Origin of the sequence: Pantoea sp. EEL5, assembly GCF_049892805.1 — a bacterium.
GTDB lineage: Bacteria > Pseudomonadota > Gammaproteobacteria > Enterobacterales > Enterobacteriaceae > Pantoea > Pantoea ananatis.
This window is the reverse complement of the sequence record NZ_JBNDNJ010000002.1, coordinates 368,926-380,622: the sequence shown is the minus strand read 5'-3', so window position 1 is coordinate 380,622 and position 11,697 is coordinate 368,926. Positions and strand designations below refer to the sequence as shown.

The 11,697-nt window shown below is 54.1% G+C and carries 11 protein-coding genes; 2 read left to right on the top strand and 9 right to left on the bottom strand.

Annotated features, from left to right (window positions below; genetic code table 11):
* Positions 1–133 precede the first annotated feature (133 nt).
* A complete protein-coding gene (locus ACPXSQ_RS13365) occupies positions 134–2,284 on the bottom strand; it encodes an ornithine decarboxylase (protein ID WP_022623135.1) in 2,151 nt (716 codons plus the stop codon).
* Positions 2,285–2,896: 612 nt separating this feature from the next.
* Between ACPXSQ_RS13365 and ACPXSQ_RS13360 the strand changes: the two genes are divergently transcribed.
* On the top strand, positions 2,897–3,880 hold the full coding sequence (locus ACPXSQ_RS13360; protein WP_426144034.1) for an MDR family oxidoreductase: 984 nt from the start codon (positions 2,897–2,899) through the stop codon (positions 3,878–3,880).
* A gap of 614 nt (positions 3,881–4,494) precedes the next feature.
* Entirely contained in the window at positions 4,495–4,788 is a 294-nt protein-coding gene (locus ACPXSQ_RS13355; protein ID WP_013027111.1) for a SelT/SelW/SelH family protein, read from the top strand.
* A 14-nt stretch (positions 4,789–4,802) separates the two neighbouring features.
* Here the strand turns inward: ACPXSQ_RS13355 and ACPXSQ_RS13350 are convergent, their stop codons facing one another.
* The 8 genes from ACPXSQ_RS13350 to ACPXSQ_RS13315 form a co-directional block, all read right to left on the bottom strand.
* A complete protein-coding gene (locus ACPXSQ_RS13350; protein WP_013027112.1) occupies positions 4,803–5,333 on the bottom strand; it encodes a PadR family transcriptional regulator in 531 nt (176 codons plus the stop codon).
* A gap of 83 nt (positions 5,334–5,416) precedes the next feature.
* Positions 5,417–6,241 (bottom strand): siderophore-interacting protein, encoded by an 825-nt coding sequence (locus tag ACPXSQ_RS13345; protein WP_426144031.1) that lies wholly within the window; start codon positions 6,239–6,241, stop codon positions 5,417–5,419.
* Between the two features lie 199 nt (positions 6,242–6,440).
* A complete protein-coding gene (locus ACPXSQ_RS13340; RefSeq protein ID WP_015699569.1) occupies positions 6,441–6,635 on the bottom strand; it encodes a hypothetical protein in 195 nt (64 codons plus the stop codon).
* Between the two features lie 168 nt (positions 6,636–6,803).
* Positions 6,804–7,670 carry a helix-turn-helix domain-containing protein gene (locus ACPXSQ_RS13335; RefSeq protein WP_013027114.1) on the bottom strand — a complete coding sequence of 289 codons (867 nt, stop codon included), beginning with the start codon at positions 7,668–7,670 and terminating at the stop codon, positions 6,804–6,806.
* A 231-nt stretch (positions 7,671–7,901) separates the two neighbouring features.
* A complete protein-coding gene (locus tag ACPXSQ_RS13330; RefSeq protein WP_013027115.1) occupies positions 7,902–8,069 on the bottom strand; it encodes a DUF2474 domain-containing protein in 168 nt (55 codons plus the stop codon).
* 1 nt (position 8,070) lies between these two features.
* The gene (gene cydB / locus ACPXSQ_RS13325; RefSeq protein ID WP_014605101.1) at positions 8,071–9,075 is read right to left on the bottom strand and encodes a cytochrome d ubiquinol oxidase subunit II; all 1,005 of its coding nucleotides are present in this window, start codon (positions 9,073–9,075) and stop codon (positions 8,071–8,073) included.
* Position 9,076: 1 nt separating this feature from the next.
* Entirely contained in the window at positions 9,077–10,489 is a 1,413-nt protein-coding gene (locus ACPXSQ_RS13320; RefSeq protein ID WP_014594530.1) for a cytochrome ubiquinol oxidase subunit I, read from the bottom strand.
* A 785-nt stretch (positions 10,490–11,274) separates the two neighbouring features.
* A complete protein-coding gene (locus ACPXSQ_RS13315) occupies positions 11,275–11,658 on the bottom strand; it encodes a winged helix-turn-helix transcriptional regulator (protein ID WP_014594531.1) in 384 nt (127 codons plus the stop codon).
* Between the last annotated feature and the right edge of the window lie 39 nt (positions 11,659–11,697).

Sequence of the window (11,697 nt, the reverse complement as noted above, 5' to 3'; positions counted from 1 at the left end):
CTGCCGCCTGGCGAGCGAAACTTTCTCGGAGTCATTAACTGAAAGCCTCGCGAAACGCCCAACCGCAGGCACAAACCGATACCTTCTCAGCGCTAACAGTTAAGCTCTATGAGCTATCCAGGCGACAGCCCCTTCAACCCACCATCATATTCGCCACCAGATACTTACGTCCGTCAGCGCCTTCCTCGGTGTAAACCCCTTGCAGCTCCGGCGAAAAACCGGGCAGTTGATTGATGCCCGCTTCCAGCGCCAGAAAATAGCGCTGTACCGCCCCGCCCCATGTTTCGCCCGGAACCACACAAAGGACGCCCGGTGGATAAGGCAGAGCGCCTTCCGCCGCGATGCGACCTTCTGCCGTTGCAATAGGTACCAGTTCGACTTCGCCACGAATGTAAGCCTGATGCGCATCCTGTGGGTTCACCTTAACCTGCGGCAGCCCCTGCTCGCGGAACATCATGCGCTGCAGGTCTTTTACGTTATAGCTTACGTACAGGTCGTGCATCTCCTGACACAGACGGCGCAAGGTATAACCCGAATAGCGTTTAGCGTTTTTGCGGTACAGCGTTGGCAACACTTCGGCCAGCAGCGTATCGTCTTTTACATGCTGCTCGAACTGCGCCAGCATAGCCACCAACATCGCCATTTTTTCCGGACTTTCGGCTGGAGTCAGCAGGAACAGAATAGAATTGAGATCGCATTTTTCCGGCACGATGCCGTTTTCACGCAGGTAATTCGCCAGAATGGTCGCCGGGATGCCAAACTCAGCATATTCACCGCTGGCTGCGTCAATGCCTGGCGTGGTCAGCAACAGCTTGCAGGGATCGACACGGTACTGATCGCGATCGTATCCGGCGAAACCGTGCCATTTAGCGTTGGGTTCAAAGCTGAAATACTGCAGATCGCGAGCGATCGCTTCCGTTGGTGCATCCTGCCAGCGCTGGCCGTTTACCCTTTCCGGCACGAAAGGCAGGATCATGTCACAACGATCAAAGATCGCTTTACGTGCCTCGATCCCCAGCATCACGCACTCATCCCACATGCGGCGCCCCGCCTCGCCCTGATGCATTTTGGCGTTAATATCCAGCGCGGCAAACAGCGGATAGAACGGGCTGGTTGAAGCGTGCAGCATGAACGCGTTATTCAGGCGCTTATGCGGGCAGAAACGCTTTTGCCCACGAATATGGTTATCTTTCTTGTGGATCTGGGAGGTCTGCGAAAAGCCCGCCAGCTGCTTGTGCACTGACTGGGTAACAAAAATGCCGGGATCGTTTTCGTTCAACTCCAGCGTCAGTGGAGAACAGCCTTCCATCAGCGGAATAAACTGCTCATAGCCCAGCCAGGCCGAGTCAAACAGAATGTAGTCACACAGATGCCCAATGCGATCCACCACCTGCCGCGCGTTGTATACCGTGCCGTCGTAGGTGCCCAACTGGATAATCGCCAGCCGGAAGGGACGCGCCTCGTTAGCCCTTTCAGGTGCCACTTTCTTGATCTGTTCGCGCAGGTAGCCATCATCGAAACAGTGCGCATCAATGCCGCCGATGAAGCCAAACGGATTACGGGCCGCTTCAAGGTAAACCGGCGTCGCGCCCGCCTGAATCAGCGCACCATGATGGTTGGACTTGTGATTATTGCGGTCAAACAGCACTAAATCACCGCGCGTCAGCAGCGCATTGGTGACCACTTTGTTCGCGCTTGACGTGCCATTTAACACAAAGTAGGTTTTATCCGCGTTAAACACTTTGGCGGCAAACTTTTGCGCATGCTTAGCCGACCCCTCATGAATCAGCAGGTCGCCCAGCTTGACGTCAGCGTTACACATGTCCGAACGAAAAACGTTCTCGCCATAGAAATCAAAAAATTGCTTACCCGCTGGGTGCTTTTTGAAAAATGCGCCGCCCTGATGGCCCGGACAGGCAAAGGTACTGTTCTGCATATCAACATAGCGGGTCAGCGTTTCAAAAAACGGGGGCAGCAGCGCGGCTTCATAAGCCTGAGCCGCCGCTTCCAGCGCTACCCAGTCCTGCGGCTCGCCATTCAGTTCGCCGGTCACGCCGGGCAGGTGCATCACCTCTTCTTCAAAGGCATTAGCAACGAACACCGGTAAATTAAAACCCGTGTGGCGTAACAACGCCAGCACGCCACTGCGCGTATCAGCCAGCGAGACGACAACAGCCGCCACATCGGTAAAATCAGTATTATCCAGCGTGACCACGTCGCGCGCAGTATTCAAGGTCAGGTTAGGCGCAACAGCAGCGCTGGCAGCAATTTTCAGTGGTGTCATAACACAAATCCCTAACAGTCAGGGAGTGGGTGCCTGAGGCACGGCAATGGGGAAATTTCCCCGGCGAATAATGTCTGACGCGATAAACCGATAGACATCAGTAAAGAGTAGTCCTTACTCATGTCCAACAGCAGCGGCCCGGTTGGCCTCACCGCATAGTGAACGATGTGTGTGTAACTGACATGACGAAGAACAGATCGCGCGCGAATTCAGGCGAGTGGGGACATGTGCAGTTGCACATTGAACCGGACATGGCAGCGTCCTCTGTTATCGGGCGGTGGCGAGAAAAAAGTGGCCGTCATAATGTCATTTTTTATCCGCAGGAACAACCCGACAACTTTAAATATCAGGTCAATAAATGAAAAATATAAAACCATTAAATATCAAAAACTTATAAAAATAAACCTATGAATAACCGCTTAAGTTTCTGTTATTTATGCGCAATTATGCATTTTTCAGCACGCTGGCAGTCGCTCCTACATTGCCACTGAAATCGCCACTGAAATGCCTCAGGTTTGCGGCAAGCCTCGCACTTGTCGGGCCAGTGCCCTACCCTAATCGACGCATCGGGCGTAAACTTGCCTGATTATTCTTACGCCTGACGGAGGATACATGTTTAAGGCAATGGTCATTGATAAGGACGAACAAGGTTACCGCTCTCAGCTAAAAGAACTCTCCGAAACACAATTACCCGATGAAGACGTCACCCTCGACGTCAGCTATTCCACCCTCAACTACAAAGACGCGCTGGCCATCTGCAATAAAGGGCCGATTGTGCGCCAGTTTCCAATGGTGCCGGGCATTGACTTTGTGGGACGGGTCACAGCAAGTCGCCATCCCGACTGGAAACAAGGCGATGCGGCGCTGCTCACCGGCTGGGGCGTCGGGGAAAAACACTGGGGCGGGCTGGCTCAGAAAGCCAGCGTGCCTGGCGACTGGCTGGTAGCCGTGCCTGAAACGCTAACTCCGTTGAATACCATGGCCATCGGAACGGCGGGCTTTACCGCCATGCTGTGCGTGCTGGCACTCGAAAAACAAGGCATTACGCCTGCCAGCGGCCCGGTTTTGGTGACCGGGGCCAGCGGAGGCGTTGGCAGCTTCAGCGTCTCTCTGCTGGCAAAACTGGGCTATAACGTCATCGCCTCCAGCGGGCGAGCCAGCGATGAAGACTATTTAAAAACCACCCTGGGCGCAGCCGAAGTGATAGATCGCGACGAGCTGGCTCAACCGGGTAAACCCCTCGGGAAAGAGCGCTGGGCCGCCGCCATCGACAGCGTCGGTAGCCATACGCTGAGCAACGTGCTGGCCGGCACCCAGCGTGACGGCGTGGTCGCGGCCTGTGGTATGGCACAAGGCCTGGATCTGCCCGGTAGTGTCGCGCCCTTCATTCTGCGCGGTGTGACACTGGCTGGCGTAGACAGCGTGATGTGCCCTAAACCGCTGCGCCAGCAGGCCTGGCAGCGGCTGGGGCAGCTTCTGGATGACGCGTTACTGAACCAGATAAAAACGGTCATTCCATTGCGTGACGTGCACCAGGGCGCACAGGATCTGCTGGATGGCAAAGTTCGGGGCCGTCTGGTGGTTGACTGCGCTTAACGTTCGCCTTCCGCCAGGGGCGACGAAGGCGGGCGCATCAGTCATTCGCTTAGTTCCTGAATTGCCCCGCTCGCCCCTTCCCTTACCACTTCTGGCTGCCGGGAAAGTGCTGCCAGCGGGCGATAACTTCACCTGCTGGCAATGCCCGGCTCATCCAGACTGAGCCTACGGGCGGGCTATCTTCCCCGCCCGCAGGCTCGCATTACTGCTGACAAGCCTGGCTCATGGGCTTACCTGAGCATCCTGAGCATCCCGAGCATCCCGAGCATCCCGAGCGTCCCGAGCGTCCCGAGGCATCTTACAGAGGGCCTCCTGACTTACCGCCATCTGTTTTTTTAGGGCTTCCCACTCACGTCAGACAGCCTTACCCCGGCCCCTTCGCTGTCGGTTCCGGAGCCGCTAATTTGATGTTTTATCAGAATAAACGCAGGGGCACACCGGTACCGTTTCGGCCAGCGATGCGGTAAGGTTTGCGCTGCTGTCTGCCACGGGTGAGGATTCGCGTCCGGGTTAGCAACGTATAAAGAAAACAGAAAACCCATGCGAAAAGCCCGGCCGGCATGCTTGCGGCCCCTGCTGGCCTGAGCGTTAATTAATGATAAAGAGAGGGAAAGATGCAAAAACCCGTGGTCGTCATTCACTATTGTACCCAATGTAACTGGCTGCTGCGCTCCGCGTGGATGGCACAGGAACTGTTACAGACCTTCGCACAGGATCTCGCCAGCGTGACGTTGCGTCCCGGCACCGGCGGCGTATTTGAAATCACCCTGGATGAACATCTGCTGTGGGAGCGCAAGCGCGATGGCGGATTCCCGGATGCTCAGGCACTCAAGCAGCGGGTAAGGGATATTTGTTTTCCGGAGCGTTCGCTAGGGCATATCGATAAAAACCGATCGGACGACAGCTGATCGTCCACGTCAGATTAACTGCGGCTGATATCCTCTGCCGCAGTCATCAGAGCAGCGACGATTGTTTGCCGGGTTTCATCGGTAATGTCCTGCTGCGCCAGACGCGTGTTCAGGGCAGTTTTAAAATGATCGATCGCCTGCTCAATTTCAGGAATGCTGCGGTTGTTGACCAGCACTGCCAAAGACGATAACCGGTCGATGAGACCTGACAGCGGCTGTGCATCGTGCTTTAGCATGGCCTGCCCCGTTTCGGTGAGCACGTAAGCCTTACGTGCAGCCTGAGGGTCACTGATGTGAATAGCCCCCATCTCCTCCAGCCATGTCAGATTCGGGTAAATGATGCCTGGACTGGGCGAATACTCGCCCTTTGACAGGTCTTCAATGCATTTAATCAGCTCATAGCCATGTGTCGCGCGCTGCGAGATAAAATGCAGCATCAGCAGACGGATCTCGCTGGCATCAAGCATTTTCTCACGGCGCTTGCGCCGTCCACTGCAGGGCGCATCGCGGTTATCTTGCCCTGAACGTGCCGAATCCATTTTCATTATCTGCCTGAGTCAGTGGAAAGAGCCTGATGGTAGTGGGCCATCAGGCGAAATTCAATCAACGGCAGGTCACTTAAATTCAGTTAACGAACGGCAGCGGGTTTTTGATGCCAGTAGGCCACGGCGCGCACCAGGTCAGCGTCAACCCCGCGCTGTGTGGTGAAATAGTCACACAGCTGTTTTACGAACTGCCCTTCTCCGGTCAGCCAGATAAAAGCGTCGTGCTGCGGAATCGCGATCCTGTCCAGCGCGGCCGTCAAATGTGGTAAATCCGCCAGCGTCATCTTGCCGCTGCCAAGCCAGTTAACAGAGGCATTGCCGGTATTGCCCAGGTAGGCTTGTCCGGTCACCTCATCAGCACAGGCAAACAGATGCAGCGCCTGAGCCTCCACACTACTGCTACGCCGCCTGAAAGCAGGCAACCCGGTTTCGTCACAGACGTAAAGCTGAAAAGCATAATCCGTTGGCACCAGCAGAGAGCCACGCGGCCCACCAATGATCAATCTGTCACCCGGCTGTGCCTGGGATGCCCAGTCGCTGGCAACACCGCTGTCGTGGATATAAAAATCCAGCGTCAGCGATGACGCACCATCAAACGCCAGCGGCGTATAGTCGCGCGCGACAGGGCGCAATCCGCCTTGCCACTGAATACCGTCATCGTTGATCGTCGGCAGTGCCAGCGGCGCGCCGTCAGCAGGGGGAAAGAAGACCTTAATGTGATCGTCAAAACCGGGAGAATGAAACCCCTTCAGATCGTCGCCCGTGAAGACAATGCGCCAAAACGTCCCGGCAATTCGGGTTTTCTCGGCGACGTGGATAGCGCGGAAGCGCAGTTCGTTACGCACGCGTTCAGGTAAGCGGCGGGAATAAGATGTAGGCACGAGGACTCTCCGTAAACGCGGCTGCATGCAAAGAAGCTGTTTTCGCGCCGCTTAAGTAAATAGAAATCATTCTCATATAAACCCGCTAAGAATAGCCATGATATATCTTAAGAACAATGACTAAAAATGCGATACGTTGTGAAAAAACACGGACAAAAAGGAAGGAAGCACAGAAAACGAAAAAGGCGCTCAGGCGCCTTTTAAGGGGATAGCGGTAATAACGTGGTTACCGCGCCGGGTTTTGTCCACTGCCTTGCGGCAGGGAGCTGTCACCGAGTATCTCGCTATGCGTCCCCTGCGATCCAGGATGTAACCCTGTGGGCACATTGGCAGGATCGGTCAGTTGTGCGGCAGCCAACGTTGGGGCCGCACACAGCGCGATAGCCAGCAGCATCGCTGATATCTGAGAGATTTTAATCATGTGTTTTAGCCTGATAAGGCGTAGAAAGCAGGTGAATATTCCAGCCCTGAGAAATAAAAGCCGTGGTAATGGCGCCTCTGTGAGCTTCAGGAAGAATTTTACGCCTGCACAGCTAATCCGCTTATAAAATCGTGCGCTTTATCACATTATGGCGCACGTTATGTGCATTCAGCCCTGGGTCACCGGGATGAAAAATACGCCTTCGATTCTGTCCTGCGTGCTTCGGGCCAAGTCCAGACACAGTAAATCCATCCCCGGCCGACAGGCTACGCCCAGCTTAGGCAAATGCAGATAATAAATGTCTGCGATGAAGCGCGTGAGCTGGTCCGGCGACCCGCTCCACGCGAGGCTGGCGTAGAGGCCTGGCGCAATGGTACGAACCGGCAGGGCGGAATGTGCATCAGCCGTTTGCTGTGCTTCCAGGCCACGAAACAGGCTAATATGCTGCTGCTCGACAGAGCCGTTTCCCGGCCCGTACTGGAACCCCAGCCAGCCCTGCGCAGCCCCGTGACGGGCGCGAACAACCTGGCGCACCTGCTCAGCAACGCGATGATGGCGGTCGCTTATATAGTCGCCATAGCGGCACTCCCACTCCAGTGTCTCACCCTGTAGCTGAAGGGCTTCTTCACGTATAACCAGCACCGCCTGCTTGACTGGTGCGCGCTGCGCAATGCGGCCGTGAAAATGGCGCACAGGTAAGACTCTGTGGCGACGGAAGGCGCCCGGCGTCATCATAAAGTGGTTTTTAAAGACCCGGTTAAAATTCTGCTGATTTTCGAAGCCGAAGCGCACCGCAACATCAATCAACGGCATCCGGGTCAGCCGCAGCGCCATGGCGGCGAGAGTCAGGCGTCGTTTTCGGGTATAGGCCGCCAGGGTTTGCCCGGTCATCTCTTTAAACAGACGCTGCATATGCCATTTGGAGTAGCCAGACTTGAGGGTAATCTGGTCGATATTGATGTCGTTGGTGAGATTGGCCTCAATCCAGTCGACTAAATCATTAATATGCTGTTTTTTTATGGTTTGACTTAGCATTGATGTATGAACAGAAAACAGAAGGGAAATTCGTCATAAAAGAGTAACAAAAAGCCTTAGGGATTGTAATGAAGCACCGGGTAAACGAGAGGGTGGAAAGGCAAAAAGCGCATTAATTGCCTGGGTTACTATTTAAAAAGCCAGCCCGAAGGCTGGCTGAGTAGACAGGCAGAGTGCAGCCTGGCGTAAAGCGCGCGTACTGCGGTTAAGAAACGTACGGAGAAGAAATCCTCAGTGGCTTCGCATACCGGCGGCGGTCATCATCATTCTGAACAGCGTGGCCACCACACCGAGCGCCAGCACACTTGCCCCATAGATGACCACCAGCCACAGCACACGTTTCCACCACGGCGACCGGGTTTCATTCTGACGTTCTTTGCTGTCGACCTGGGTTTGCATATCAATGGTATCCTTCGTCTGCTTTGATTTTTCCGCGGAACACGTAGTAGCTCCAGAAGGTGTAGCCCAGGATCATCGGGATAATCAGCAGGCTACCCACCAGCATAAAGGCCTGGCTCTGAGGCGGTGACGCCGCCTGCCAGATCGATACCGATGGCGGAATAATATTCGGCCAGATACTGATACCCAGACCTGAGAAGCCCAGGAAAATCAGCGCTAACGTGAGAAGGAAAGGCGAATAGTGCGCCTCACGCTTGATCGCCCTTCTCAGCCCCCAGGCACTCAGCACGACCAGGACTGGTACCGGCAGGAACCAGAACAGATTCGGCATGCTGAACCAGCGGTGCGAAATATTCTCATGCGTAAACGGCGTCCAGATGCTGATCACGCCGATAATCACCAGCAGTGCGATAAGCAACGGCGTTGCCAGAGCGGACATCTTGCGATGCAGCTCATGCTCGGTTTTCATAATGAGCCAGGTACAGCCCAGAAGTGCATAGGCCACCACCAGTCCTACGCCGCAGAACAGCGGGAACGGCGCCAGCCAGTCCAGTGTGGACCCGGCGAAGCTACGACCTGATACCGGAATGCCATCCAGCATGGCACCCACCGCAACCCCCTGGCTGAAGGTTGCCAGCAGCGAACCGGCGATAAACGACTTGTCCCAGAACGCCCGGTGATGCTCCACGGCCTTGAAGCGGAACTCAAATGCCACGCCGCGAAATATCAGCCCAATCAGCATCGCGGTCAGCGGAATGGAAAGCGCATCCGCAATCACCGCATAGGCCAGTGGGAAAGCGCCATACAGGCCCGCACCGCCGAGCACCAGCCAGGTTTCATTACCATCCCAGACCGGCGCAACGGTATTCACCATCATGTCGCGCTCACCTGCATCCTTATTAAAGGGAAACAGCAGGCCAATGCCCAGGTCGAAACCGTCCATCACGATATACATCAGAACAGCAAAGACAATAATCGCGAACCAGATAACAGAGTAATCAACCATCTCAACGCTCCTCATTCTTGTGAGTGGCAGCAGAGAGCGGACGTGCTGGCGTTTTAATCTGGCCGGGACCACCCGTTTCAACAATATCGCCTTCGCCCGTGACCGGACCTTGCTTAATCAACCGCATCATATAGTGATAACCCACACCGAATACGGAGGAGTAAACCAGGATAAAGGCGAGCAGGCTGATACTCATGTGCATTTCACCATGCGGTGACACCGCATCAATAGTGCGCTGCACGCCATAAACCACCCAGGGCTGACGGCCAATCTCGGTGGTGAACCACCCCGCTAAAATGGCAATCAGGCCGGAAGGGCCCATCAGCAAGGCAAACCACAGGAAGGGACGTGACTGATACAGGCGACCTTTATAGCGCAACCACAAGCTGACCACGCCCAGCGTAATCATCAGCAGCCCCAGCGCCACCATCACGCGGAATGACCAGAAGATGATGGTTGAGTTTGGACGATCTTCCTTCGGGAAGGATTTTAGCGCCGGCACCTGCTTATCCAGGCTGTGCGTCAGGATGAGGCTGCCCAGGTAAGGAATCTCCAGCGCGTATTTGGTGCGCTCCTCCTCCATATCCGGCAGCCCAAACAGAATGAGCGGTGTTGCCTCACCCGGCGGATTTTCCCAGTGGCCTTCAATCGCCGCAATTTTTGCCGGCTGGTGCTCCAGGGTATTAAGCCCGTGCGCATCCCCAATCATTGCCTGAACGGGTGCGACAATCAGGGCCATCCACAGCGCCATCGAAAACATCTTACGAATGGCGGGATTGTCGTTGCCTTTAAGTAAATGCCAGGCGGCGGAGGAGCCGACAAAGAAGGCGCTGGCCAGGAAGGCCGCTACAGACATATGCAGCAGGCGATAAGGGAAAGAGGGGTTAAAGACAATTTTAAACCAGTCTTCCGGCACGACAACGCCGTTCTGAATAAGGTAGCCCTGCGGGGTTTGCATCCAGCTGTTTGACGAGAGGATCCAGAACGTCGAAATCAACGTGCCGAGCGCCACCATGCAGGTCGCAAAGTAGTGCAGGCCCGGACCGACGCGGTTCCAGCCAAATAACATGACGCCCAGAAAACCGGCTTCCAGGAAGAACGCCGTTAAGACTTCATAGGTCAGCAAGGGGCCGGTAATACTGCCCGCGAACTGGGAAAAGCCACTCCAGTTGGTGCCAAACTGATACGCCATCACCAGCCCGGACACCACGCCCATGCCGAAGTTGACAGCAAATATTTTTGACCAGAAATGATAGAGATCGCGATAGGTTTGATTACGCGTTTTGAGCCACATTCCCTCCAGCACGGCCAGAAAACTGGCCAGGCCGATCGTGATGGCTGGAAAGATAATATGGAAGGAAACAGTAAATGCGAACTGGATCCTGGCGAGATGAAAGGCATCTAATCCAAACATTGCTTACCTCTTTGCCACATAGAACACCGTATAGTTACTTATAATTAACAACTTATGTACAAAGAACGTCATTCCATTGCACAGAAAAATTCCATGGCGAATGTAAAACGCTTCGCCTTGGTGAAACAGAGACAATTGGATAAGTAAAAACTATAACAGTATTTTTTGATTTAGATCATTTTTTTGTTGAAAGATCTTTTATTTAAAAAACAACGAGGAAAGGTTAATTACAGCGTAGCTTTGTGACATTATTGTTATTAAATTAGGGGATAAAAAAGTGAGTTCCTGTCCAGACAGGCTTAGCACGAAAAAACGCGCAACCCGCTGTTTTTAGCTGTTATTCAGCAAAACTCTGCGCACCTGCCTCGGGCTAAAATGCACATCCCACACTGAAATTATGTGTTTTTTTATATCCTTAGCAGGGTATTTATCTTATCTACCCCTTCTGAGGTTATTTTTCAGATTGGGACATATTTAATGAACTGTAAAAAAGCGTTTATCCGCCGCAGGCGGCCTGGATTAGTTTGCTATTTATGTTAAAAAAATATCGAACATGTAAATGACCCGGTGTTCATTAACTGGCAGTGCCATTATTTACGGGTGCAGCCTTGTCAAAATAATCGCAGTAGTAAAAATGATGTTAAAAGCTACGGGATATCATCGCCAGGTTGCAGATAAGGCCGACGGTTTATCTCCACTAAGCGTTGCGCATTCGTTAGCGGGCATCGTCTGGTCAGGGAACGTCGCTTCGTCCCGGCAGGCGCTCGCCCGTCAGGATCAACAGGCTATTCAGCGGCAGTGTCCTTTTCGCGGTGAGACAGGATGCGCTCAAGATTCTCTTCTAACCAGTCTGCCAGCCCTACGACCTGCTCCCCGACTTCACGCCCCAGCGGCGTCAGGCGGTATTCCACATGCGGCGGCACGACATCATAGGCTATACGTTGCACAAAGCCGTCCTCTTCCAGATAGCGCAGGCTCTGGGCCAGCATACGTTCACTGACGCCCCCCACCGCACGACGGAGTTCGCTAAATCGCAGCGTTTTATCTTTAAGCGCAAGCAGGATCAGCACGCTCCAGCGACTGGTGATACGCTTTAACAGGTCGCGTGACGGACAGTTAACATTGAGCAACTCGCCCCGGCTAAATTTTTCGCTCAGTTTTTCAGACATTTAACGCTTTCACCCCATGCTAACAATTCTGTAAGTACT

Bases quoted from the DNA above. Each gene is read 5' to 3' on its own strand.
- ACPXSQ_RS13315 (WP_014594531.1), bottom strand. From the start codon at position 11,658: ATGTCTGAAAAACTGAGCGAAAAATTTAGCCGGGGCGAGTTGCTCAAT.
- ACPXSQ_RS13320 (WP_014594530.1), bottom strand. From the start codon at position 10,489: ATGTTTGGATTAGATGCCTTTCATCTCGCCAGGATCCAGTTCGCATTT.
- ACPXSQ_RS13360 (WP_426144034.1), top strand. From the start codon at position 2,897: ATGTTTAAGGCAATGGTCATTGATAAGGACGAACAAGGTTACCGCTCT.
- ACPXSQ_RS13330 (WP_013027115.1), bottom strand. From the start codon at position 8,069: ATGCAAACCCAGGTCGACAGCAAAGAACGTCAGAATGAAACCCGGTCG.
- ACPXSQ_RS13355 (WP_013027111.1), top strand. From the start codon at position 4,495: ATGCAAAAACCCGTGGTCGTCATTCACTATTGTACCCAATGTAACTGG.
- cydB (WP_014605101.1), bottom strand. From the start codon at position 9,075: ATGGTTGATTACTCTGTTATCTGGTTCGCGATTATTGTCTTTGCTGTT.
- ACPXSQ_RS13335 (WP_013027114.1), bottom strand. From the start codon at position 7,670: ATGCTAAGTCAAACCATAAAAAAACAGCATATTAATGATTTAGTCGAC.
- ACPXSQ_RS13365 (WP_022623135.1), bottom strand. From the start codon at position 2,284: ATGACACCACTGAAAATTGCTGCCAGCGCTGCTGTTGCGCCTAACCTG.
- ACPXSQ_RS13350 (WP_013027112.1), bottom strand. From the start codon at position 5,333: ATGAAAATGGATTCGGCACGTTCAGGGCAAGATAACCGCGATGCGCCC.
- ACPXSQ_RS13340 (WP_015699569.1), bottom strand. From the start codon at position 6,635: ATGATTAAAATCTCTCAGATATCAGCGATGCTGCTGGCTATCGCGCTG.
- ACPXSQ_RS13345 (WP_426144031.1), bottom strand. From the start codon at position 6,241: ATGCAGCCGCGTTTACGGAGAGTCCTCGTGCCTACATCTTATTCCCGC.